Genomic DNA, 22525 nt, shown 5'->3' with positions numbered 1-22525 from the left:
CCAGGTCGGGCTTCAGGCTAGCCCGTCCCGATCGGGTCCGCCCTGGTGGGGGGTCCTAACGAGCTGGCTCCGCACCGCCGCGACGACCCCGGTACGCTGCCGTACGCCGTCGTGGACCCCACCAGAAAGGCAGCCTCACCTGTGACTGCGACTTCCCTGGTCCGTACCCGCCGGGTCGCGCTGGCCGGCGCGCTGAGCGTGCTGGCCGTCGCGGGGCTCGCGGGGTGCAGTGAGGATCCGGACGCGGGCACCAACGGGGTCGGCAAGCTGCCCCCGGAGCAGATCCAGAGCCGCACCCAGCGGGCCGCGGCCTCGGTGGCCGCCGTGCACCTGTCGGGGACGGTGGTGGCGGGCGGGGCCACGTACAAGCTGGACATGCGGCTGAAGTCCGGCGGCAGCACCGGTTCCGTCACCGCCGACGGCGCCTCCTTCCAGCTGCTGCGGGTCGGCGAGCAGCTGTACCTGAAGGCCGGCGCGGACTTCTGGACCCACGAGGACGGCAAGGACGGCGACGCCTCCGACACGGCCGCCGCGGACAAGCTGGAGGGCAAGTACGTCAAGGTGCCGCAGGGCGACCCGGCGTACCAGCGCTTCAGCGGCTTCACGGACAAGAACACCCTCCTCGGCAGTCTGCTCACCCTGCACGGCGCCCTCGCCACGGACGGCCACCACGAGCAGGGGGGCGTCCGCACCATCCGCATCACCGGCGACGACGGCTCCGGCGGCACCCTCGACGTGTCCCTGGAGGGGCAGCCGTACCCGCTGCGCCTGGTCCGCGCGGGCGGCGCGGGCACGCTGGTCTTCTCCGACTGGGGCAAGGACTTCGCCGTACAGAAGCCGCCGAAGGGCGAGACCGTCGACTACGGCAAGCAGCTGCCGACGTCCTGAGCCACCGTTACGACCGGGCCCGTTTGCGGCGCTTGAACAGCAGCTTCGGCAGGCCCGCCGGGACCGGCTCGCGCGTCGTCGCCGGCGACGGCAGCGGCGCCTCGGCCAGCGAGCCGTCCGGCAGCGGCAGCGGGGCGCCCGCCGGCTCCAGCCGCAGCACCCGGCACTCCCGCGCCCAGCGCGCCGGCATCGCCTCGCCGTCGGGCGCGTTGAGCCGCTTGCCCTTCAGCTCGGCCACGGCCGCCTGCCACGCCTCGGACTCCGGCGTCAGCTCGGTCACCGTCGCGGTGAAGGTGACCAGCCGGCCCCCCTTGTCCTTGCTGCGGACGGTGACCTCCGCCGAGCCGCCGTCGGCGAGGTGCGCCAGCGGCTGCTCCCCGGGACCGTCGCCGACCAGGCAGGCCGCGCCCTCGTGCCACACATGCCACAGCGCACGCGCGGCGGGGGCACCGGCGCCCCGGACCCAGATGAGACCGGACTTCTTCACGGCCTCCTCGACGAGGGCCTGGTCGAGCAGCTCGCTAGTCATACGCCCAGCCTAACCAGCGGCCCCCGCCACCCCTACAGCCAGCCGTTGCGCTTCAGCGTGCGGTGGATGCCGAGACAGATCACGCCCGTGATCGCCATGATCACCGGGTAGCCGTACTTCCAGTGCGTCTCCGGCATGTAGTCGAAGTTCATGCCGTACACCCCGCACACCATCGTCGGTACGGCGATGATGGCCGCCCACGAGGTGATCTTGCGCATGTCCTCGTTCTGCGCGACGGACGCCTGCGCGAGGTTGGCCTGCAGGATGGAGTTGAGCAGTTCGTCGAAGCCGATGACCTGCTCCTGGACGCGGGCCACGTGGTCGGCGACGTCCCGGAAGTACTTCTGGATGTCGGGGTCGATCAGCCGCATCGGCCGCTCGCTCAGCAGCTGCATCGGCCGCAGCAGCGGCGACACCGCGCGCTTGAACTCCAGGATCTCCCGCTTCAGCTGGTAGATCCGCCCGGCGTCGGTGCCGCGCGGGGTGCCCTTGCGGCCCGGCGAGAACACCTCGGTCTCGACCTCGTCGATGTCGTCCTGCAGCGCGTCGGCGACCGCGATGTAGCCGTCGACGACGTGGTCGGCGATGGCGTGCAGCACCGCCGAGGGGCCCTTGGCGAGCAGCTCGGGGTCGTCCTGGAGGCGGTGGCGCAGCGCCCGCAGGGAGCCCTGTCCGCCGTGCCGGACGGTGATGAAGAAGTCCCGGCCGGTGAAGCACATGACCTCGCCGGTCTCCACGACCTCGCTGCTGGCGGTGAGTTCGTCGTGGTCGACGTAGTGGACCGTCTTGAAGACGGTGAACAGCGAGTCGTCGTAGCGCTCCAGCTTCGGCCGCTGGTGCGCCTGCACGGCGTCCTCCACGGCCAGCGGGTGCAGCCCGAACTCGGCGGCGATCCCGGCGAATTCGGCCTCGGTCGGCTCGTGCAGGCCGATCCACACGAAGCCGCCGTCGCGGCGCACCTCGCGCATCGCCTGCTGCGGGCTGACCGGGCCGGTGCACTCGATGCGGGCGCCGTCGCGGTAGACGGCGCAGTCGACGACGGCGGACGGCCTGCCGGGGGTGCGGGTGCCGGCGTAGGCGCCGGTGTCCTGGGCCGGGCCCCGGCGGGGGTCCTTGCGCAGGGAGACGCGGGCGGGACGGACCACTGCGCGCAGGTCGCGGATCATCGACATGGGCGGGCTCCTTCGCATCGGGCAGCGAAGGCGTCGGTCACCCACGGCGGGTGGAACTACCCGGAATGAGGACGTCCTGGATGCGGATGTTTGGCGCGTCCACAAAGCGGGGAGCACCGCACCGTCGCGGTGGCGAGCTTCGCTACTGATTCAGATCACAGACAGATCAGGCAAGACGAAACGAAGTGCTCTTCCGCGTGAAGACGCGAGCCAGGAGGTCGGCAGGCGAGGCCAGAGCCGGAACAGCTACATCAGCAGCCGGAAGAGCGAGTGGTACTGCACGGTCGACTTCGATCCATGACAGCCCCACCTCCTCCGGCCGGTCCCTCGTAAGGGACGATCCAATCCCGTCAGGGAGTCTTCGGCGTCGGGGCAAAGATCGCGACGCTTCTGCGTGCTGCCCCGAACCACCGGCCCAGAGTATCAGTCGGCCACGGTGTCAAGGTGCGGCTTTGCCTGGTACTGGCGAGTTCTATGCTCGCCGCATGGCAGATGTTCTTCCTCTGGTCGAGGCCCGGTTGCGCACCGCGCTGGGCGAACCGGACGCGCGCGCCGCGGTCACCTTCCTCGGCACCGACCGCATCGAGGTGCTCCGCTTCCACGAGGGGGACGTCGTGCGCTACGCCACCCTCGGCATGTCCGCCCAGCCGATGGCGGACCCCACCGCGATGCTCGCCGACCCCGTGAAGGGGCCGCGCGCCGAGCTGCTGCTGTCGGTGCGCGCCGGGGCCGCCGACACCGACAAGGTGCTCCGCCCGCTCGCCGTGCTGGCCGCGTCCCCGCAGGTGGAGGGCGTGGTCGTGGCGCCCGGCGCCTCGCTGGACGTGGGCGGGCCGCTGTGGCCTGGCGCCCCGTTCACCTCCGTGCTGGTGGCCGAGCCGGGCGGCCTGGTGGAGGACCTGGAGCTGGACGCGCCGCTGGACCCGGTGCGCTTCCTGCCGCTCCTGCCGATGACCCCGAACGAGGCCGCCTGGAAGCGCGTGCACGGCGCGCAGGCCCTCCAGGAGCGGTGGCTGACGCACGGGACGGACCTCCGGGACCCGTCCCGCAGGTCCGTCCCGCTGGAGTGAGCAAGGTCACCAACCGCTCGGCGGCGGGCCCTAGTTGGCGAAGACGCCGACCCCGTCCTCGGTGGCGTGCCGCGGTTCGAGCACCTCGGCCTCGTGCGTGAGGGCCTTCCGCCGTACGACGACCACGAGCGCGCCGACGACCGCGGTGACCGCGGCGACCACGAACGGGATGTGGACGTCGGTCCACTCCTCGATCTTCGGGGCGAAGTAGGGCGCCGCCGCCGCGGCGAACCAGCGCACGAAGTTGTACCCGGCGCTGGCCACCGGGCGCGGCGCGGCGGAGACCCCCAGCGCCAGCTCGGTGTACACGGTGTTGTTCACGCCGATGAACGCGCCCGACAGGATCGTGCAGACGACGGCGGTGGCGTGGTCGCCGTAGCCGAGGACGAGGACGTCCGCCGCGAGCAGCAGCAGCGAGCCGCCGAGCACCGTCAGCGAGCCGAACCCTGCCTGCGCGCGCGGCGCGACGATCACCGAGAACACCGCGAGCAGCACGCCCCAGGCGAAGAACACCGCACCCGACCGGTACGGGGTCATGTCCAGCACGAACGGCGTGAAGGCCAGCACGGTGAAGAACGTGTAGTTGTAGAAGAACGCCGAGACGGCGGCCGAGGCGAGTCCGCCGTGGCCGAGCGCCCTCAGCGGGTCCAGCAGCGAGGTCTTCCGCGCGGGCTTCGGCTGCTCCTTCAGGAACGCCGTGATGCACAGGAACCCGACCGCCATCAGGAACGCCGTGCCGAAGAACGGGTAGCGCCAGCTGGCGTCGCCGAGCAGCGCGCCCAGCAGCGGGCCGCACGCCATGCCGAGGCCGAGGGCGGACTCGTAGAGCAGGATCGCCGCCGCGCTGCCTCCCGCCCGTCGCCCGCCACCACCCTTGTCCGACGCGCTGCGCGCGGCCCCTATGGGATTCGCGGCGCCGACGATGACCGCGAGGGCGGTGGAGACGAACAGGGCGTTGCCGAGGCCCCAGCCGGCCCGGAAGCCGACCAGTTCGCCGACGGAGCCGGAGGTTCCGGCGAGGCCCGCGAAGACCACGACGAGCGCCAGGCCCGCCAGCAGGGTCCTGCGGCCGCCGATGCGGCTGGAGACGAAGCCGGTGACGAGCATCGCGATCGCGGTGATCAGGAAGTACGACGTGAAGAGCAGCGAGACCTGGCTCGGCGTCACCTCCAGGCCCCGGGCGATCGACGGCAGGATCGGGTCGACCAGCCCGATGCCCATGAAGGCGACGACGGACGCGCCGGCGGTGGCCCAGACCGCCTTGGGCTGCCGCAGGATGCCGCCGGCACCCGCGTCGAAGGGATCCAATGTCTTCTCCCGTCAGTCGGTCGGTACACGGTCAGTTAGATGCGCTAATAAATGTAGATTACATCTAAGTGGGTCCGGGGGTCATGGTTCCGTCCAGACGGGTGATCGTCCTTGACGGGACGCGGCAGGGGTAGGACCGTGGAGCCCTATGAGGGGCGAACCCAGTTGCCCGAAGTGTGGTGGCCGGGTCAGGGCTCCCGGCCTCTTCGCCGATTCCTGGCAGTGCGATGTGCACGGCACCGTGTATCCGCTGCAGCCCGTGATCCCGCCCAGCGTCGAGGCCCTCAGCGTGGTGGTGCACCGCACCCGGGTCCCGGTGTGGATGCCGTGGCCGTTGCCGGTCGGCTGGCTGTTCACCGGCGTGGCGTACGCGGGGGACGACCGCAGCGGCGGCCGCGCCACGGTCGTGGCGTGCAGCGGCCCCGGCCCGCTCGGCGGTGTCGGCGAGCTGATCATCGTCGCCGAGGAACTCGGCGTCGGCCTCGGCGCGCGCTACGCCGGGATCGACGGACCCGACCCCGGGCCGTACCTGGACGTCGAGAAACCCGCGCAGACCAAGGTCCTGGCCGCCGGCCGCCCCACTCCGCTCTGGCTCGTCTCCAAGACGCCGGACGACCGCGCGGTGTTCGCGGGGGAGGCGCTCGGGATGTGGCTGTGGGCGGTGGTCTGGCCCCAGCAGTCGGGGCTGCTGCTCTACGACGAGCTGGTGCTGACCGACCTGCGGGACGCGGGGGCGGAGATCGAGCTGGTGCCGTGCGGGGCGCTGTCGCCGCGCCTGCTCAAGCCGTGACGTCCACCGCCCGCGGAACGGCTGTGACGTCCACCCTCCGCGGAACGGCCGTGACGCCCGCCGCCCGCGCCCCCTCGATGTAAGGGGCGCTGCTCTGTGCGGGTGTGACAGAGGGGTCCGGAAATCCGGTTATCCTTGGGTGTCCCTTCCGTACCGTCACCGCTGGAGTCCGCGTCGTGCGCATCGATCTGCACACCCACTCCACCGCGTCCGACGGTACGGACACCCCGGCCGAGCTGGTGCGCAACGCCGCCGCCGCCGGACTGGACGTCGTCGCGCTGACCGACCACGACACCACCCGCGGGCACGCCGAGGCCCAGGCCGCGCTGCCCGAGGGGCTGACACTGGTCACCGGCGCCGAGCTGTCCTGCCGTATCGACGGGATCAGCATGCACATGCTGGCCTACCTCTTCGACCCCGCCGAGCCCGCCCTGCTCGCCGAGCGCGAGCTGGTGCGCGACGACCGGGTGCCGCGGGCCCGGGGCATGGTGGCCAAGCTGAACGAACTGGGCGTGCCGGTCACCTGGGAGCAGGTCGCGCGGATCGCCGGCGACGGCTCCGTGGGGCGGCCGCACGTCGCCACCGCGCTCGTCGAGCTGGGCGTCGTACCGACCGTGAGCGACGCCTTCACGCCCGAGTGGCTGGCCGACGGCGGCCGGGCGTACGTCGAGAAGCACGAGACCGACCCGTTCGAGGCGATCCGGCTGGTCAAGGGCGCGGGCGGGGTCACCGTCTTCGCGCACCCGGGCGCGAGCAAGCGCGGGCGCACGGTGCCGGAGGCCGCGATCGCCGAGATGGCCGCCGCCGGCCTGGACGGCATCGAGGTCGACCACATGGACCACGACGAGCCGACCCGGGCCCGGCTGCGCGGGCTCGCCAAGGAGCTGGGCCTGCTGGTGACGGGCTCCTCCGACTACCACGGCAGCCGCAAGACCTGCGCGCTCGGCGAGTACACCACCGACCCCGAGGTCTACGGCGAGATCACCCGGCGGGCGACCGGCGCGTTCCCCGTCCCCGGCACCGGCGGATTCTGAGGCGCGCCTCCGCACGCCCACGCACGCCGTGGGTGCGCCGCCGCGCGCCCCCGCACGCCGTCCCTTTTCACGCTCTCTTCTCCTGCAAGGCCCTCATGTTCGACGTCGCTGTCTTCGGCTCTCTCTTTTTGACCCTGTTTGTCATCATGGATCCCCCTGGGATCACCCCGATCTTCATCGCCCTGACCGGCGGCCGGCCCGCCCGTGTGCAGAAGCGGATGGCGTTCCAGGCCGTCTGCGTGGCGGGCGGGGTGATCACCGTGTTCGGTCTGCTCGGCCACCAGATCCTGAACTACCTGCACGTCTCCGTGCCCGCGCTGATGATCGCGGGCGGGCTGCTGCTCCTGCTCATCGCGCTCGACCTGCTCACCGGCAAGACCGACGAGCCGAAGCAGACCAAGGACGTCAACGTCGCCCTCGTCCCGCTCGGCATGCCGCTGCTGGCCGGGCCCGGCGCGATCGTGTCCGTGATCCTCGCTGTGCAGAAGGCCGACAGCGCGGCCATGCAGGTGTCGGTGTGGACGGCGATCCTCGCGATCCACGTCGTGCTGTGGCTGGTCATGCGCTACTCGCTGCTGATCATCCGCGTCATCAAGGACGGCGGGGTCGTCCTGGTGACCCGGCTCGCGGGCATGATGCTCTCCGCGATCGCCGTGCAGCAGATCATCAACGGCGTCACCCAGGTGATCCAGGGCAGCTGAGCCCGCGGAAACGGCCCGCGGACACGAACAGGGCCCCGGACGGCAGTGCTGCCGTACGGGGCCCTGAAGCTTCTTCCGGAGATCCGCTGTTACGAGGCCGAGGCCTCGGCCGGACGGATCCACAGCCGCTGTCCGATCGCGGCGGCCTGCTGGACGATCCGGTTGACGGAGGCGGCGTCCACGACGGTGGTGTCCACGGGCGTACCGTCGACGTCGTCGAGTCGCATGATTTCGAAGCGCATGAGTGCTTCCCCCTTCCTCTCGTGTTCCGTATGAGTCAACCGTGGGCGTGTTACAAACATTCCCTACGCTAAAGAAATTTTTCGAACGACTAATTACTAGCGAGTAAGGGGTCCGGGCGTGCACGCTGCGGGACCGAAAGGGACCGGTTGTGTTCGCAGCGTGACCAACGGGACAATGGAGGCGATGAACGACGACCTCGCGGCCCTGGCCGCCCGTATCGACCGCACGAACGAGCTGCTGCAGCGCATGCTCGCCGAGGTGGCCAAGACACCCTCCACCCATGCGATCTTCGTCGACGCGGGCTATCTCTACGCCGCCGCGGGACGTCTCGTCGCCGGCACCGAGGACCGCCGCGCCTTCGACCTGGACGCCGAGGGCCTGATCGAGGCCCTCATCGACCGGGCCCGCACGATCTTCGCGGACAGCAGACTGCTCCGCGTCTACTGGTACGACGGCGCCCGGCGCCGCATCCACACCGCCGAGCAGCAGTCCATCGCCGAACTGCCCGACGTCAAGGTCCGCCTCGGCAACCTCAACGCCAACAACCAGCAGAAGGGCGTCGACTCACTGATCCGCTCCGACCTGGAGTCCCTCGCCCGCCACCGCGCGATCAGCGACGCGGCCCTCCTCGGCGGCGACGAGGACCTGGTGTCGGCGGTGGAGGCGGCCCAGGGGTACGGCGCCCGCGTCCACCTGTGGGGCATCGAGGCGCCGGAGGGCCGCAACCAGGCCGAGCCACTGCTGTGGGAGGTCGACAGCCAGCGCACCTTCGACCTCGACTTCTTCAAGCCGTACGTCTCCCGGCGCACCCCCGCCACCTACGAGGGCGCCACCGCCGCCCGGCCGACCCGCGAGGACGTCCGCTTCGTCGGTGCCCAGATCGCCGCGAAGTGGCTGGCCGCCCGGGGCCGCGAGTCCCTCGGCGACCTGCTGCCCGGCCACCCCTACCTGCCCGGCTCCGTCGACCAGGACCTGCTCGTGGAGGCCGAGGGCATGCTCCAGTACTCACTGCGGGGCCAGGCCGACCTGCGGCGGGCGCTCAGGGACGGGTTCTGGGAGCACCTGGAGACGCGGCTCTAGCAGCAGGCCCGCTCAGCTGACGCTGTCCCAGAAGTCCGCCAGCGCCCGGGCCGTGGGCAGGGGCTGGTCCACGTTGGGGGAGTGCTCCGCACCCGGGACGATCGTCCGGTGCGCCCGCAGCCGCAGCGCCATCTCGTCGAGCAGCGGCACCGGCCAGGCGTCGTCACGGACGCCCGAGAGCACGTGGAACGGCAGCGGTACGGCGGCCAGTTCCGCGACACGGTCCGGCTCGGTGCACAACTGGCGCCCCGTCGCCACGAGTTGCGCGGGCCGCGTGTTCAGGAAGCGGGCCCGCAGCTGGGGCAGGTCACCGATGCCGCGGGCCGGGCCGCCGACCTCCTCCGGCGGGCCCATCGCCAGGATCGCCTCCCACACCTCCTCCATGGACATCACCGCGAGCGCGTCCCGCAGCAGCTTCACCCGCTGCTGCTGCCCGTCGGAGACCTGGGCCGGGCCCGACGCCATCAGGGTGAACGACCGGAACGGGGTGTGGTCCAGCAGCACCGCGGACCGCGTGATCTGCCCGCCCAGCGAATGCCCGAGCAGGTGCACGGGGCCGCCGGCCTCCAGCGCGGCGACCTGGGCGAGCACGTCCAGCGCCAGTTCCCGCCGGGAGTAGGCCGACTCGTCGTCGGCGGGCCCGTCCGACTCGTTCTGCCCGCGCCCGTCCACGGCCACGGTCCGGTACCCGCGGGCCGCGAGCGGGCCCTGCATCAGCCCGAAGTCCTCCTTGCTGCCGGTGAACCCCGGCACCAGCAGCGCGACACCCCGCTCGGGCACCCCGTCGGGCACGGGCATGTCGACGACGGCGAACGCACCGCGGGCCGTGCGCAGCCGGTGGGCGCGGGCGCCCGGGGGCGGGGCGAAGGGGAGTGGGGTGGTCACGGGGTGAGGGTAGCGGGGCCGTCCCGGGTACGCCGAAGACCCGGCCCCCCTGAGGGGACCGGGCCTTCGGGTCATCCGTGAGCCGGGCGGGATCAGCCCTCCGCGGACTCCGTGGCGGCCGCGGCGACCTTGCGGGTCCGGCGCGCCTTCGGCTTGGCCTCGGCGCCGTCGACCGGCTCCGCCGCCGCGGACTTGCGGGTGCGACGCGGCTTGGCCTCCGCGGGCTCCTGCGTGGCCTGGGCCGGGATACCGGCGGTGACCGGCTCGGCGGCGGTGGCCTTGCGGGTGCGGCGGGTTTTCGGCTTGGCCTCGGTGGCGTCGGCGGTGGCCTCGGCCGTGTCGACGGTCGCCGCGGTCTTGCGGGTGCGGCGTGCCTTGGGCTTGGCCTCGGTGGCCTCGGCCGTGTCGGCGGCCGCTTCCGCTGCCGGGGCTGCCTCGGTGGGCGCCGCGGTCTTGCGGGTGCGGCGCGTCTTCGGCTTCGCCTCGGTGGCCTCGGCGGTGTCGACGGCCGTCTCGGCCGCGGCCTCCGCTGCCGGGGCCTTGGCCGCCGTCTTGCGGGTCCGGCGCGGCTTGGCCTCGACGGCCTCGGCGTCGGTCGCCGCCGCCGTCTCGGCGGTCGCCGCGGTCTTGCGGGTGCGGCGCGCCTTGGGCTTCGCCTCGGTGGCCTCGACGGTGTCGACGGCTGCTTCCGCCGCCTCGGCCGTCTCCGTGGTCGCCGCGGTCTTGCGCGTACGGCGGGTCTTCGGCTTGGCCTCGGTCGCCTCCGCCGTGTCGGCGGCCGCCTCGGCGGGGGCCGCCGTCTTGCGGGTGCGGCGCGTCTTCGGCTTGGCCTCGGTGGCGTCCGCGGTGCCCTCGGCCGTGTTCACGGCCGTCTCGCCGGCCTCGGCGGGCGTCTCCGCCGTCGCGGCGGTCTTGCGGGTACGGCGGCGCGGGGCGGCGGCCGGGGCCTCGGGCTCCGCCGGAGCCTCGGGAGCCTGCGCGGCCTCGGTCTGCGGGGCCTCGGGGGCCTCCGCCGACTTGCGGGTGCGGCGGCGGCGCGGCTTGGCCGGGGCCTCCGACGCGGCGTCGGCGTCCAGCGCGGCGCCCTCGGAGGCCGCGACCGCGGTCGCCACGGGCTCCGCGTCGACGGCCGCCGGGCCGGCCTCGGCCTGCGCCGGGGCGGTCTCGGTCACCGGCGTGACGGCCGCCTCGGCGGTCTGCGCCGCCGTGGCCGACGCTCCGCCGCGCGTACGGCGACGGCGGCGCAGGGTGCGCGGAGCCGTGTCCGTCTCGTCCGCGGCGGCGGGTGCCTGCTCGGTGGCGGCGGGCGCCTGCTCGGTGGCCGGCGACGCGTCCAGCGGCGTACCGCCACGGGTACGGCGGCGACGGCGCGGCGTACGGCTGCGCTCGCGCTCCTCCGTACGGGTCCCGGTGCGGGCCTCGGGACGGCCACCGCGACCGCGGCCGCCACGGCCACCGCGTCCGCCGGGCTCGCCCAGGTCCTCCAGCTCCTCGGCGTCCAGGCCGGCCCGGGTGCGCTCGGAGCGCGGCAGGGTGCCCTTCGTGCCCTCGGGGATGCCGAGGTCGGAGAAGAGGTGCGGAGAGCTGGAGTACGTCTCGACCGGGTCGTTGAAGTCCAGCTGCAGCGCCTTGTTGATCAGCTGCCAGCGCGGGATGTCGTCCCAGTCGACGAACGTGATCGCCGTACCCTTGGCGCCCGCGCGGCCGGTGCGGCCGACGCGGTGCAGGTACGTCTTCTCGTCCTCCGGGGACTGGTAGTTGATGACGTGCGTGACGCCCTCGACGTCGATGCCGCGCGCGGCGACATCGGTGCAGACGAGGACGTCCACCTTGCCGTTGCGGAAGGCGCGCAGCGCCTGCTCGCGGGCGCCCTGGCCGAGGTCGCCGTGGACCGCGCCGGCGGCGAACCCGCGGTTCTGGAGCTGCTCGGCGATGTCGGCGGCGGTGCGCTTGGTACGGCAGAAGATCATCGCCAGTCCGCGGCCCTCGGCCTGCAGGATCCGGGCGACCATCTCCGGCTTGTCCATGTTGTGCGCGCGGTAGACGAACTGCTTGATGTTCGCGACCGTGACGCCCTCGTCGTCCGGCGCGGTGGCGCGGATGTGCGTGGGGCGGTTCATGTAGCGGCGGGCGAGACCGATGACCGCGCCCGGCATGGTCGCCGAGAACAGCATGGTCTGGCGCCTGGCCGGCAGCATGTCGATGATCTTCTCGACGTCGGGCAGGAAGCCCAGGTCGAGCATCTCGTCGGCCTCGTCGAGGACGAGGGACTTGATGTGCTTCAGGTTCAGCTTCTTCTGGCCCGCGAGGTCCAGGAGCCGGCCCGGGGTGCCGACGACCACGTCGACGCCCTTCTTCAGGGCCTCGACCTGGGGCTCGTAGGCGCGGCCGCCGTAGATCGCGAGCACGCGCACGTTGCGGACCTTGCCCGCGGTGAGGAGGTCGTTGGTGACCTGCGTGCACAGTTCGCGCGTGGGGACGACGACGAGCGCCTGCGGCGCGTCGGTGAGGTCCTCGGGGGCGGCGCGGCCCGCCTCCACGTCGGCGGGGACGGTCACGCGCTCCAGGAGCGGAAGACCGAAGCCGAGGGTCTTGCCCGTGCCGGTCTTGGCCTGGCCGATGACGTCCGTGCCGGCGAGGGCGACGGGGAGGGTCATCTCCTGGATGGGGAAGGGAGTCGTGATGCCGACGGCCTCCAGGGCCTCGGCGGTCTCGGGCAGGATCCCGAGGTCTCGGAACGTCGTAGTCAGGGTGGATCAGCCTCTTCTGTGTGCGCGGTGCGAGGCGAGCGCGGGGGTCTTTGACGGACCGTGCCGGGGACGTCGGCTGCCTTACGGGCGAACCACCAGGGCAAGCCGTATGACACGGGACCTCTTCCGACGCTCTAGCGCTCGTACCGCTGAGGGTGTCCCCCTCCGGTGTCCGTACGCACTGTGCCGTAGGGCCGGGAGGGCTTGTCGGGTCGGAGCCGATCGGGCCACCGACCGGGCATCCTCATACGTGCGGCCCGTCGACATACTCGGCAGGCGCATTACCACCATACCCCGGATTCCCGCACACGCGATGGCCGAATCGGTCACGTTGTGGGCGCCGCAGTGCTCGGGTATGCCGTCACGTCGTCGTGGTCACACTGATTGACCAGGGACTTCCCAGGGGCGGCGGGCGGGCTATTGTGCGCTTCATGACGACGTCTGACAAGCCTGACAACGACCCCGGGGCGGCCCCGGCCGGGACCACCGGAGCCGCGGGAGCGACCGGAGCGACCGGGTCCACCGGAGTGGCCGCGCGGGACTGGGCGACCGCGTCCGCCGACCCGCAGTACCGGGCCGCGGTCGTGGACCTGCTCGGCGCGCTCGCGTACGGCGAGCTGGCGGCGTTCGAGCGGCTCGCGGAGGACGCCAAGCTGGCGCCGACGCTGGAGGACAAGGCCGAGCTGGCGAAGATGGCGTCGGCCGAGTTCCACCACTTCGAGCGGCTGCGCGACCGGCTCACCGAGATCGGTGAGGACCCCACCCTGGCGATGGAGCCGTTCGTCGCCGCGCTGGACGGCTTCCACAAGCAGACGGCGCCGTCGGACTGGCTGGAGGGCCTGGTCAAGGCGTACGTCGGCGACTCCATCGCCAGCGACTTCTACCGTGAGGTCGCCGCGCGGCTGGACTCCGACACCCGCTCGCTGGTGCTGGCCGTCCTCGACGACACCGGGCACGCCGGCTTCGCCGTGGACCGGGTGCGCGCCGCGATCGACGCCGACCCGCGCGTGGGCGGGCGGCTCGCGCTGTGGGCGCGGCGGCTGATGGGCGAGGCGCTGTCGCAGTCGCAGCGCGTGGTCGCCGACCGGGACGCGCTGTCGACGATGCTCGTCGGCGGCGTCGCCGACGGCTTCGACCTCGCCGAGGTCGGCAAGATGTTCTCCCGCATCACCGAGGCCCACACGAAGCGCATGGCGGCCCTGGGCCTGGCGGCCTGAGGCCACCTGCTCCGACGCCGAACGGGGGACGGGCCTCGCGGGGTTCGCCCGGGGTGCGGGCCTTGCGGGATCTGCTTGGAGGGCGGGCTCGGCGGTCTCCGCCCGGAGTGCGGGCTCGCGGCGTCCGCTCGGGGGCCGGCTGGGCCGCGTCCGCCCAGAGTGCGCGCCTTGCGGCGTGCGCTCGGAGGGCTGGCCGCGCAGGCGTCCGTTCGGAGCACGGGCTCGGCGGCGTCCGCCCCGAGCGCGGGCCTCGCCCGGTCCGGTGCGGCGAGAGGGTCGGCCGCGGCGCGTGGTGGACGGGGACCTTGCGGACGCTGATCAGCGCCATCTGTCCCGGCGCCGCCCGGCTCTTCCTTCGCCCGGCCCACCTGGGGGCTTCACCTCGGTCGGTGGGCTGGGGGGTGTCGCGGTGGGCGGACCGGGCGGTGCGGCGGGTGGTGCCGCAGGTGTGCCCGGGGGAATTGTGACCGCATCGGCCGGACGCTCCGGCGTGGGCGCGCCGCCCGTCGGCGCTGTGCCGGAGGCGTGGGCCGTCGGTGTCGTACCGGAGCCCCGGGCCGTGGGTGCCGTGCCGGAGCCGCCGGCCGTCGGTGTCGTACCGGAGCCCCGGGCGGTCGGTGTCGTACCGGAGGCCCGGGCCGGCTGTCCGCCCGGCGTGCTCGGGGGCGGTGTCGCCGACGCGCCCGGGGGTGTCGTACCGGCGTGTTCTGGTGACTGCTCGCCGGGGCCGTTCGGGGTTACGCCGGGGCCGACCGGCGGAGTCTTCCCGCGGGGCGCAGCAGCAGGGAGAGGGACGCGGAGGAGACGATCGCCGCGCCGACCAGGCTCAGGGCGGCGTTGCCGGGGCCCAGCGCGCTGTGGGTGACGAAGTCGCCGAAGAGCGCTCCGGCGACCCCCGTCGCGAGCACCAGGGGGCGGGCGGGCAGCCGGTGCGCCAGCCGGTGCAGGGCCGCCCAGGACAGGACGAGGCCGAGCACAGCGGAGCCGAGCGCTTCCAAGATCATGTCGGGTCCCTCCCACACGGCCGGACGGTGCGCCGACGCGGCGCCCCGGTCGTAGCCCGTCATACCCGTGACCTGCGGAATGCAATCCTCCCCTGTGGGGGACTTGTGCGCCGTCCGTGGAGAAAACACGCGGAAGGGCCCGGCGGTGTCACGAGGGGTGACACCGCCGGGCCCTTCTCTCTGTCCGCGTGCCTGCTTACAGCGCGCCGAAGCCCACCTTGCGCGGGGCCGGCTCGCCGAGCTCGACGTACGCGAGGCGGTCGGCCGGGACCAGGATCTTGCGGCCGTGCTCGTCCACGAGGCTCAGCAGCGCCGACTTACCGGCCAGTGCCTCGGACACCGCCCGCTCGACCTCCTCGGCAGTCTGACCGCTCTCCAGAACGATCTCGCGGGGCGCGTGCTGCACGCCGATCTTGACCTCCACGGCTATGTCCCTCCGACGGTCAGTGAAGTGCGCGACCTTCCGCGCCGTACCCAGCACACATTAGCCCGGTGAGGGGATGTGCACGCTCCGCGCCAGCACGCCAGGAGCGAACACCGCGCGGGAACAAATGCCCGGCACGCCCCCACGGCCGATCGCGGTCAGTGCTGCTGCTGCTCGTTCCCGTGCAGCGGGAAGCCGGCGATGCCGCGCCAGGCCAGCGACGCCAGCAGCTGCACCGCCTCGTCCCGCGGGACGCTCCGGTCGCTGTGCAGCCACGCGCGCGCCACCACCTGGGCGAGACCGCCGAGGCCGGAGGCGAGCAGCATCGACTCGGCGCGCGAGAGTCCGGTGTCCTCGGCGATGACGTCGCAGATCGCCTCGGCGCACTCGTTGGTGACCTTGTCGACGCGCTCGCGCACCGCGGGCTCGTTCGTCAGGTCCGACTCGAACACCAGACGGAACGCGCCGCCGTCGTCCTCGACGTACGCGAAGTAGGCGTCCATGGTCGCCCGTACGCGCTGCTTGTTGTCGGTCGTCGACGCCAGCGCGTTGCGCACGGACTGGATCAGCGCCTCGCAGTGCTGGTCCAGCAGGGCGAGGTAGAGGTCGAGCTTGCCCGGGAAGTGCTGGTAGAGCACCGGCTTGCTGACGCCGGCGCGCTCGGCGATGTCGTCCATCGCGGCGGCGTGGTAGCCCTGCGCCACGAAGACTTCCTGGGCGGCGCCCAGCAGCTGGTTCCGTCGGGCACGGCGCGGCAGGCGCGTGCCTCGCGGGCGTGCCGCCTCTGTCTGCTCGATGGCTGTCACGCCGCCTCCCAAAGTCGTCCACATGCGGTGTGCGCCGCGCCGCCATCGTACTTTTCGGTAACCCGGCTGCGCGCGGTGCGAGCGCAGAATTTCACGGACCGGACGGTGGCGAAAGTCGTGCGGAGGGTTTGAAAGCGGGGCCAAGCGGGCAAAAGAAGGCCTCTTTCCTGCTCAGCGGGGTGCCGACGGTGATCGCCGGCTCCGACCGCGTCGACCGGGACGCAGCGGCGCCACGGCGGTGACCGCGGCGATGGGCCGACGGCGTCAGCGGTAGTCGTCCTCGTCGAGGGAGACCACGCGCGTCTGTTCGACCAGATCGGCCTCGTTCGCCCGCGCCGGGTCCACGATGTCGAGCGGGTCGTCGCGGTGCGGCGCGACGTCCGCGTGCTGCTCGGCGGCGTCGTTCTCGGGGGCCTCGACGCCGAACTCGGGGGTGTCGCGCTCGTCGAGCTCCTCGAAGGTCTCCGGGTCGGTGGGGTCGATTGCCATGGGTGGGCTCCCTTCCTACGAACGTCCCTGAAGCAGGGGTCACACGCGGGTGCCCTCTTTATGAGCGTAGGAGACACCCGATACGGACGCTATGCCATGCGGCCACGTCCCCGAGGGGCGACGGGCCGGGCTCCCTGGGGGGTTCCCCTCGCCGCTGTCGTACCCCTGTGATGGCGAACACGTGAACCAGTGCGTGATCGTCTCGTAACATTGCCGCATGTCTTCGACCGAGCTGCCGTCCGTGCCGCCCACCGACCTCGCACCGAAGGCGGCGCCCGTCCGGGTCGCGGACGGCGAGCGGCTGACGTCGGTCGGACTGCCGGGCATCACCCTGACGGTGCGGTCGAGGCGCCCCGCGCGCGAGGGGCTGCCGCCCGCGCTGTACGTCCACGGGCTCGCCGGTTCCTCGCAGAACTGGTCCTCCCTGATGGCCGAACTGGACGGTGTCGTCGACAGCGAGGCGCTCGACCTGCCGGGCTTCGGCGACTCCCCGCCCCCGGACGACGGCGACTACTCGATCACCGGGCACGCGCGTGCCGTGATCCGCTACCTGGACGCCTCCGGCCGCGGCCCCGTGCACCTCTTCGGCAACTCCCTCGGCGGCGCCGTGTGCACGCGCGTGGCCGCGCTCCGCCCCGACCTGGTCCGTACGCTCACCCTCGTCTCGCCCGCCCTGCCGGAACTGCGCGTCCAGCGCACCGCCGTACCGACCGCGCTCATCGGCATGCCGGGCGTGGCCGCGCTGTTCACGCGCCTCACCCGGCAGTGGACGGCCGAGCAGCGCGTCCGCGGCAGCATGGCGCTCTGTTACGGCGACCCCTCCCGGGTGACGCCGGAGGCGTTCCGGTACGCGGTGGAGGAGCTGGAGCGGCGGATGCAACTGCCGTACTTCTGGGACGCGATGGTGCGCTCCGCGCGCGGAGTGGTGAACGCCTACACCCTCGGCGGCCAGCACAGTCTGTGGCGGCAGGCCGAGCGCGTCCTCGCCCCGACACTCCTCATCTATGGTGGCCGGGACCGGCTCGTCGGCTTCCGCATGGCCGCGCGGGCCGCCCGCGCCTTCCGGGACAGCCGCCTGCTGGCGCTGCCGGACGCCGGGCACGTGGCCATGATGGAGTATCCCGAGACGGTCGCCATGGCCTTCCGGGACCTGCTGGCGGACACCACCGCCTCCGGCGCCGACCGCGCGGACGGCGTGGCCGAGGCCGCCGAGCCCGTGACCCAGGGGAGCTGAGACACGACGTGGGACGCCACAGCAGGCGTGGGCCCGCTCCGAAGAGCGCGCCAGGGGGCAGTGACGCGGGGGCGGCACGGGGGACGGCGGCACCGTCGCCGTCGGCGAGACCGGCGGAGCCGGCGCCTTATGGCTACGGCGGCCCGGGACCTGCTGCCGGACCCGTACCCGGACCCGTACCGGGTCAGGGCACGCCGCGCTTCCCTGACGGCACGCCGGCGCATGGCGTGCCCCGGGTTCCGGGTGGGGGTTTCCCCGACGGGACTCCGGCTCGGGGTGTGCCGAGGCTTCCGGACGGGACACCGGCGCATGGCGTGCCGCGGGTGTCTGGTGGGGGTTTCCCCGACGGGACTCCGGCTCGGGGTGTGCCGAGGCTTCCGGACGGGACGCCGGCGCATGGCGTGCCGCGGGTGTCTGGTGGGGGTTTCCCCGAGGGGGCTCCGGCTCGGGGTGTGCCGAGGCTTCCCGATGGCACCCCCGCGCACGGCTTCCCGAGCGTCCCCCGTGGGGGTTTCCCTGAAGGCACTCCCGCGCACGGCGTCCCGCGTGTTCCCCGCGCGGGCTTTCCCCAAGGCGCCCCCGCTCAGGGCGTCCCGCGGCTGCCCGACGGCACCCCCGCTCAGGGCATCCCCCGGTTGCCCGACGGCACCCCCGCGCGCGGGGTTCCCCGCGTGCCCGGTGGGGCGTCGGCGCCGGGCGGTGCCCAGGTGCGCGGTGGGCACCCCGAGCAGCGGGAAAACGGCGGCGGCTGGGGCGAGTTGAGGTCCGGAGCCGCAGGGGCCGCAGGGGGCGTGGGAGCCGGTCCCGGGCGGGCGCCCGGCGTGCCCGGGCTGCCCCGGCAGCGGCAGGCGCCGCCCGGCGGGCCCCGGCAGGAGTACATCGACGCCTTCGACCCCGACGCCGCCGACGACGTCTTCACCCCGCCGCGCGCCCAGGGCCCCGCCCCGGCCCGGGACCCGTACGCCTCCGTCACCGACCGGGACACCGCCGCCGCGGGCCCCGGCGCGGACGCCGACGCCGATGACGCGCCGCCGACCGATGAGCCGGTCCGCGCCAAGGGCGGCAAGGGCCGGACCTTCACGGGCATCGCCGCGGCCGCCGTCACCACCGTGCTCGCGGTCGTCGTCGCCGGCCAGGTCGCCGGCGGCCAGGACGACACCGCGCGCTCCGCCTCGGCCACCGACCAGGCGCGGGACGCGCGCGACTCCGCGCCCCTCGCGGACGGTGGGCCGAGCCCGTCGTCCGCGTCGAGCCCGGTGGCGCTGACGTACGACCAGAAGATGGACCGGACGTACCCGCTGAGCGCCACCCTGAAGGGTTCGGGACGCTTCGAGGCGGTGCCCGGCATCGCCAAGGCGCCCGGCGGCGGGCAGAAGTACACCTACCGGGTCGACGTCGAGGAGGGTCTCGGGCTCGACGGCGAACTGTTCGCGCAGGCCGTGCAGAAGACGCTCAACGACGACCGCAGCTGGGCCCATGGCGGCGGCCGTACCTTCGAGCGCGTCTACTCCGGCAAGCCCGACTTCGTCATCACGCTCGCCAGCCCCGGCACGACCGCCGTCTGGTGCGCCAGGTCCGGCCTGGACACCACCGAGGACAACGTCTCCTGCGACTCCGCCGCCACCGAACGCGTGATGATCAACGCCTACCGGTGGGCGCAGGGTTCCCCGACCTACGGCGACCAGATCCACGCGTACCGGCAGATGCTGATCAACCACGAGGTCGGCCACCGCCTCGGTTACGGCCACGTCACCTGCGACAAGGACGGCGAGCTCGCGCCCGTGATGCAGCAGCAGACGAAGTTCCTCGACCACGACGGAATCCACTGCCGGCCCAACCCCTGGCCGTATCCGGGAAGTTGATCCCGGCTTTGACATGCGCAGAAAAGTCGTACTAATTTTCTGCGCATGTCCTCCCGTCACGCCTCCGCACGCGCCGCCATCGAGCTGGCGCTCCTCGGCGTGACCGCGCTCTGCGTGGCCGACATCCACTGTTGCTGACGCCCGCCCTGCGGCGCGCGTCGCTCTTTTTCCCTCCGTGACCCCGTCACGGCTTTTTCGACGACCCGACGCCGGGGCAGACGTCCGTCTTTTTTCGTCTCACCCCTCGTCCATCCGTCTCGCCATGTGAGAGACGACTGGGCGTCCCAACCGAGAGGTCGTCCTTCCGATGCGTCAACCGTCCGTCATCGCGCGCCGCGTGGCCGCGGCATCCGTCAGCCTGGTCCTGGCCGCGGGCGCCGCCGCCTGCGGTCCGGAGGACAACGGCGCCCAGGGCGCCGGCGGCGACTCCGCGCCGCACAAGGGCGGCACGCTCACCGTCCTCAACTCCCAGCCGCAGGAGGACTTCGACCCCGCCCGCCTGTACACCTCCGGCGGCGGCAACGTCCCGTCCCTGGTCTTCCGCACCCTCACCACCCGCAACCGCGAGAACGGCGCGGCCGGCGCCCAGGTCGTGCCGGACCTCGCCACCGACACCGGGCGGCCCAACAAGGACGCGACCGTGTGGACGTACACGCTCAAGGCCGGACTGAAGTACGAGGACGGCACGCCGATCACCTCGGCCGACATCAAGTACGGCATCGAGCGCTCGTTCGCCCCCGAGCTCTCCGGCGGCGCGCCCTACCTGCGGGACTGGCTGGTCGGCGCCGCCGACTACCAGGGCCCCTACAAGGACAAGAAGGGCCTCGACGCGATCGAGACCCCGGACGAGCGGACCATCGTCTTCCACCTGAACAAGCCCGAGGGCGAGTTCCCCTACCTGGCCACCCAGACCCAGTTCACGCCCGTCCCGAAGAGCAAGGACACCGGCACCAAGTACGAGGAGCACCCGGTCTCCTCGGGCCCGTACAAGGTCGTCTCGAACGACAACGACGGTGAGCGCCTCGTCCTCGAACGCAACCCCTACTGGTCCGCGTCGACGGACGCCGAGCGCAAGGCCTACCCCGACCGGATCGACGTACGCTCCGGATTCGACTCCGCCGTGATCAACCAGCGGCTGTCCGCGTCCCAGGGCAAGGACGCCGCCGCCGTCACCACCGACACCAACCTCGGCCCGGCCGAACTCGCCAAGGTGACCGGCGACAAGGAACTCGCCGCGCGCGTCGGCACCGGCCACTTCGGTTACACGAACTACCTGGCGTTCAACCCGACGGCCAAGCCGTTCGACAACGTCAAGGTGCGGCAGGCGATCGCCTACGCCATCGACCGGTCGTCCGTCGTCAACGCGGCCGGCGGCAGCGCGCTCGCCGAGCCCGCCACCACCTTCCTGCCGAACCAGAAGTCCTTCGGCTACACCCCCTACGACCTCTTCCCGGCCGGCCCGAGCGGCGACCCGGCGAAGGCGCGGCAGCTGCTGAAGGAGGCGGGGTACGCCAACGGGCTGACCATCACCCTGACCCACTCCAACAGCAAGGACTTCGAGACCAGCCCGGAGATCGCGACCGCGGTCCAGGACGCGCTCAAGAAGACCGGCATCACGGTCGAGCTGAAGGGCCTGGAGGACAACGACTACAGCAACCGGATCCACGACGTGCGGACGGAGCCCGGTCTCTTCCTCGCCCACTGGGGTGCCGACTGGCCCTCCGGCGGCCCCTTCCTCGCCCCCATCTTCGACGGCCGGCAGATCGTCAAGAAGGGCGCGAACTTCAACACGGGCCTGCTCGACGACAAGTCGGTCAATGCCGAGATCGACGCGATCAACAAGTTGACGGATCTTGACGCGGCGGCCGAGCGATGGGGCGCACTGGACCGGAAGATCGGCGAGAAGGCCCTCGTCGTGCCGCTGTTCCACCCCGTCTACAAGCGGCTGTACGGCAAGGACGTCAAGAACGTGGTGATCAGTGACTGGACGGGTGTCCTCGACATCTCGCAGGTCGCGGTCAAGTAGTTGACGGGTTCGATCAACCAATCATGAGCGAGAGCCTGTTGGCCTCCGCTGCCGCCGGGACGGACACCCCCGTCCCGGCGGCCCCGGGGGCGCGCCCGTTCTGGCGGCGGCTGCGTGCGCAGCGCGCCGCCCTCGTCGCGGCGGTCGTCGTCGCGCTGCTCGTCCTGGTCGCGCTCGGCGCGCCGCTGCTCACCGCCCTGGAGGGCCAGGACCCGACCACCTACCACCCGTCCCTGGTGGACTCCGCGCGCGGCGGCGTGCCCGTCGGACCGCTCGGCGGCGTCAGCGGCGACCACTGGCTGGGACTGGAGCCGCAGACCGGACGGGACCTGTTCGCCCGCCTGGTGTACGGCGCCCGGGTGTCCCTCGGCGTCGCCCTGGCGGCGACGGTCGTGCAGACCTCCCTCGGCGTCCTGGTGGGGGCCGCGGCCGCGCTGGGCAGCCGATGGGTTGATCAAGTGTTGAGCAGATTGACGGACATCATCGTCGCCCTGCCCCTGATGATCATGTCGTTGGCCCTGCTCGCGATCGTCCCGTCGAGCTTCCCGCGCCCCCTGCTGGTCACGCTGGTCATCGGGTTCATCGGGTGGGGCAACCTCGCCAAGATCGTGCGCGCCCAGACCCTCACCCTGAAGGGGCTCGACCACGTCTCCGCCGCCCGGCTCAGCGGCTGGGGCACCTGGCACGTCGCCCGCCGCGAACTGCTGCCGGGCCTCGCCGCCCCCGTCCTCACGTACGCGGCGCTCCTCGTCCCCATGAACATCTCCGCCGAGGCCGCCCTGTCCTTCCTCGGTGTGGGCGTGAAGCCCCCGATCCCGTCCTGGGGACAGATGCTCACCGCCGCCAACGTCTGGTACCAAGCGGCCCCGCAGTACCTGCTGCTGCCCGCGGGCGCCCTCTTCGTCACCGTGCTCGCGCTGACCGTCCTCGGCGACGGCGTCCGCACCGCCCTCGACCCGCGCGCGGGCTCGCGTCTGCGCGTCGGCACCGGCCGCAAGGAGGGCTCCGCGTGA

At 72.7% G+C, this 22525-nt stretch carries 22 protein-coding genes; 12 read left to right on the top strand and 10 right to left on the bottom strand.

The window, feature by feature from the left end:
• The first annotated feature begins 141 nt into the window (after nucleotides 1–141).
• Nucleotides 142–888: a hypothetical protein gene (locus tag IE308_RS17610; protein ID WP_373314513.1), complete on the top strand. Its 747-nt coding sequence runs from the start codon at nucleotides 142–144 to the stop codon at nucleotides 886–888.
• A 7-nt stretch (nucleotides 889–895) separates the two neighbouring features.
• On the opposite strand, the gene IE308_RS17605 is transcribed toward IE308_RS17610, so the two are convergent.
• Both IE308_RS17605 and IE308_RS17600 read right to left on the bottom strand, forming a co-directional pair.
• Entirely contained in the window at nucleotides 896–1417 is a 522-nt protein-coding gene (locus IE308_RS17605) for a hypothetical protein (RefSeq protein WP_190218656.1), read from the bottom strand.
• Nucleotides 1418–1449: 32 nt separating this feature from the next.
• On the bottom strand, nucleotides 1450–2589 hold the full coding sequence (locus IE308_RS17600; protein WP_110630275.1) for a magnesium and cobalt transport protein CorA: 1140 nt from the start codon (nucleotides 2587–2589) through the stop codon (nucleotides 1450–1452).
• A gap of 485 nt (nucleotides 2590–3074) precedes the next feature.
• On the opposite strand from IE308_RS17600, the gene IE308_RS17595 reads away from it, so the two are divergent.
• Complete coding sequence (locus tag IE308_RS17595) at nucleotides 3075–3659, top strand: suppressor of fused domain protein (RefSeq protein ID WP_190218655.1); 585 nt, start codon at nucleotides 3075–3077, stop codon at nucleotides 3657–3659.
• 30 nt (nucleotides 3660–3689) lie between these two features.
• On the opposite strand, the gene IE308_RS17590 is transcribed toward IE308_RS17595, so the two are convergent.
• Complete coding sequence (locus IE308_RS17590; RefSeq protein ID WP_190218654.1) at nucleotides 3690–4967, bottom strand: MFS transporter; 1278 nt, start codon at nucleotides 4965–4967, stop codon at nucleotides 3690–3692.
• 148 nt (nucleotides 4968–5115) lie between these two features.
• On the opposite strand from IE308_RS17590, the gene IE308_RS17585 reads away from it, so the two are divergent.
• The 3 genes from IE308_RS17585 (at nucleotide 5116) to IE308_RS17575 (ending at nucleotide 7492) form a co-directional block, all read left to right on the top strand.
• A complete protein-coding gene (locus IE308_RS17585; protein ID WP_110630281.1) occupies nucleotides 5116–5757 on the top strand; it encodes a DUF6758 family protein in 642 nt (213 codons plus the stop codon).
• 176 nt (nucleotides 5758–5933) lie between these two features.
• Complete coding sequence (locus IE308_RS17580) at nucleotides 5934–6791, top strand: PHP domain-containing protein (protein WP_110630283.1); 858 nt, start codon at nucleotides 5934–5936, stop codon at nucleotides 6789–6791.
• A gap of 95 nt (nucleotides 6792–6886) precedes the next feature.
• The gene (locus tag IE308_RS17575) at nucleotides 6887–7492 is read left to right on the top strand and encodes a MarC family protein (protein WP_110630286.1); all 606 of its coding nucleotides are present in this window, start codon (nucleotides 6887–6889) and stop codon (nucleotides 7490–7492) included.
• An 89-nt stretch (nucleotides 7493–7581) separates the two neighbouring features.
• On the opposite strand, the gene IE308_RS17570 is transcribed toward IE308_RS17575, so the two are convergent.
• A complete protein-coding gene (locus tag IE308_RS17570) occupies nucleotides 7582–7734 on the bottom strand; it encodes a DUF8834 family protein (protein ID WP_110630288.1) in 153 nt (50 codons plus the stop codon).
• Between the two features lie 184 nt (nucleotides 7735–7918).
• On the opposite strand from IE308_RS17570, the gene IE308_RS17565 reads away from it, so the two are divergent.
• Entirely contained in the window at nucleotides 7919–8815 is an 897-nt protein-coding gene (locus IE308_RS17565) for an NYN domain-containing protein (RefSeq protein ID WP_110630290.1), read from the top strand.
• Nucleotides 8816–8827: 12 nt separating this feature from the next.
• On the opposite strand, the gene IE308_RS17560 is transcribed toward IE308_RS17565, so the two are convergent.
• Nucleotides 8828–9700 (bottom strand): alpha/beta fold hydrolase, encoded by an 873-nt coding sequence (locus IE308_RS17560; protein WP_229908909.1) that lies wholly within the window; start codon nucleotides 9698–9700, stop codon nucleotides 8828–8830.
• Nucleotides 9701–9792: 92 nt separating this feature from the next.
• Nucleotides 9793–12357, bottom strand: a complete 2565-nt coding sequence (locus tag IE308_RS17555) for a DEAD/DEAH box helicase (RefSeq protein ID WP_190218652.1) — start codon at nucleotides 12355–12357, stop codon at nucleotides 9793–9795.
• A 524-nt stretch (nucleotides 12358–12881) separates the two neighbouring features.
• Here IE308_RS17555 and IE308_RS17550 point away from each other — a divergent pair.
• Nucleotides 12882–13667 carry a ferritin-like fold-containing protein gene (locus IE308_RS17550; protein ID WP_190218651.1) on the top strand — a complete coding sequence of 262 codons (786 nt, stop codon included), beginning with the start codon at nucleotides 12882–12884 and terminating at the stop codon, nucleotides 13665–13667.
• Between the two features lie 737 nt (nucleotides 13668–14404).
• Here IE308_RS17550 and IE308_RS17545 read toward each other — a convergent pair.
• The 4 genes from IE308_RS17545 to IE308_RS17530 all read right to left on the bottom strand — a co-directional run bounded on the left by IE308_RS17545 (nucleotide 14405) and on the right by IE308_RS17530 (nucleotide 16390).
• Nucleotides 14405–14671, bottom strand: a complete 267-nt coding sequence (locus IE308_RS17545) for a hypothetical protein (RefSeq protein WP_110637069.1) — start codon at nucleotides 14669–14671, stop codon at nucleotides 14405–14407.
• A 196-nt stretch (nucleotides 14672–14867) separates the two neighbouring features.
• Entirely contained in the window at nucleotides 14868–15095 is a 228-nt protein-coding gene (locus IE308_RS17540; protein ID WP_110630296.1) for a DUF3107 domain-containing protein, read from the bottom strand.
• A gap of 158 nt (nucleotides 15096–15253) precedes the next feature.
• Nucleotides 15254–15901 (bottom strand): TetR/AcrR family transcriptional regulator, encoded by a 648-nt coding sequence (locus IE308_RS17535; protein WP_110630298.1) that lies wholly within the window; start codon nucleotides 15899–15901, stop codon nucleotides 15254–15256.
• A gap of 264 nt (nucleotides 15902–16165) precedes the next feature.
• Entirely contained in the window at nucleotides 16166–16390 is a 225-nt protein-coding gene (locus IE308_RS17530) for an Rv3202a family protein (protein ID WP_110630300.1), read from the bottom strand.
• Between the two features lie 217 nt (nucleotides 16391–16607).
• Between IE308_RS17530 and IE308_RS17525 the strand changes: the two genes are divergently transcribed.
• The 5 genes from IE308_RS17525 (at nucleotide 16608) to IE308_RS17510 (ending at nucleotide 22525) form a co-directional block, all read left to right on the top strand.
• Complete coding sequence (locus IE308_RS17525) at nucleotides 16608–17624, top strand: alpha/beta fold hydrolase (protein WP_110630302.1); 1017 nt, start codon at nucleotides 16608–16610, stop codon at nucleotides 17622–17624.
• A gap of 365 nt (nucleotides 17625–17989) precedes the next feature.
• Nucleotides 17990–19486, top strand: coding sequence for a DUF3152 domain-containing protein (locus IE308_RS17520; protein WP_444545355.1), 1497 nt, complete (start codon nucleotides 17990–17992; stop codon nucleotides 19484–19486).
• A gap of 45 nt (nucleotides 19487–19531) precedes the next feature.
• Nucleotides 19532–19624 carry an Ms4533A family Cys-rich leader peptide gene (locus IE308_RS37465; protein WP_343234091.1) on the top strand — a complete coding sequence of 31 codons (93 nt, stop codon included), beginning with the start codon at nucleotides 19532–19534 and terminating at the stop codon, nucleotides 19622–19624.
• A 169-nt stretch (nucleotides 19625–19793) separates the two neighbouring features.
• Entirely contained in the window at nucleotides 19794–21512 is a 1719-nt protein-coding gene (locus IE308_RS17515) for an ABC transporter substrate-binding protein (protein ID WP_190218649.1), read from the top strand.
• A gap of 23 nt (nucleotides 21513–21535) precedes the next feature.
• The gene (locus IE308_RS17510) at nucleotides 21536–22525 is read left to right on the top strand and encodes an ABC transporter permease (protein ID WP_190218648.1); all 990 of its coding nucleotides are present in this window, start codon (nucleotides 21536–21538) and stop codon (nucleotides 22523–22525) included.

Origin of the sequence: Streptomyces griseosporeus (assembly GCF_014656055.1) — a bacterium.
Taxonomy (GTDB): domain Bacteria; phylum Actinomycetota; class Actinomycetes; order Streptomycetales; family Streptomycetaceae; genus Streptomyces; species Streptomyces griseosporeus.
The sequence above is the reverse complement of the archived record's forward strand: the minus strand, read 5'-3'. Positions and strand labels throughout refer to the sequence as shown.

Bases quoted from the DNA above. Each gene is read 5' to 3' on its own strand.
- IE308_RS17565 (WP_110630290.1), top strand. From the start codon at position 7,919: ATGAACGACGACCTCGCGGCCCTGGCCGCCCGTATCGACCGCACGAAC.
- IE308_RS17530 (WP_110630300.1), bottom strand. From the start codon at position 16,390: ATGGCAATCGACCCCACCGACCCGGAGACCTTCGAGGAGCTCGACGAG.
- IE308_RS17605 (WP_190218656.1), bottom strand. From the start codon at position 1,417: ATGACTAGCGAGCTGCTCGACCAGGCCCTCGTCGAGGAGGCCGTGAAG.
- IE308_RS17570 (WP_110630288.1), bottom strand. From the start codon at position 7,734: ATGCGCTTCGAAATCATGCGACTCGACGACGTCGACGGTACGCCCGTG.
- IE308_RS17575 (WP_110630286.1), top strand. From the start codon at position 6,887: ATGTTCGACGTCGCTGTCTTCGGCTCTCTCTTTTTGACCCTGTTTGTC.
- IE308_RS17510 (WP_190218648.1), top strand. From the start codon at position 21,536: ATGAGCGAGAGCCTGTTGGCCTCCGCTGCCGCCGGGACGGACACCCCC.
- IE308_RS17515 (WP_190218649.1), top strand. From the start codon at position 19,794: ATGCGTCAACCGTCCGTCATCGCGCGCCGCGTGGCCGCGGCATCCGTC.
- IE308_RS17595 (WP_190218655.1), top strand. From the start codon at position 3,075: ATGGCAGATGTTCTTCCTCTGGTCGAGGCCCGGTTGCGCACCGCGCTG.
- IE308_RS17600 (WP_110630275.1), bottom strand. From the start codon at position 2,589: ATGTCGATGATCCGCGACCTGCGCGCAGTGGTCCGTCCCGCCCGCGTC.
- IE308_RS17555 (WP_190218652.1), bottom strand. From the start codon at position 12,357: ATGACCCTCCCCGTCGCCCTCGCCGGCACGGACGTCATCGGCCAGGCC.
- IE308_RS17545 (WP_110637069.1), bottom strand. From the start codon at position 14,671: ATGATCTTGGAAGCGCTCGGCTCCGCTGTGCTCGGCCTCGTCCTGTCC.
- IE308_RS37465 (WP_343234091.1), top strand. From the start codon at position 19,532: ATGTCCTCCCGTCACGCCTCCGCACGCGCCGCCATCGAGCTGGCGCTC.
- IE308_RS17525 (WP_110630302.1), top strand. From the start codon at position 16,608: ATGTCTTCGACCGAGCTGCCGTCCGTGCCGCCCACCGACCTCGCACCG.
- IE308_RS17585 (WP_110630281.1), top strand. From the start codon at position 5,116: ATGAGGGGCGAACCCAGTTGCCCGAAGTGTGGTGGCCGGGTCAGGGCT.
- IE308_RS17550 (WP_190218651.1), top strand. From the start codon at position 12,882: ATGACGACGTCTGACAAGCCTGACAACGACCCCGGGGCGGCCCCGGCC.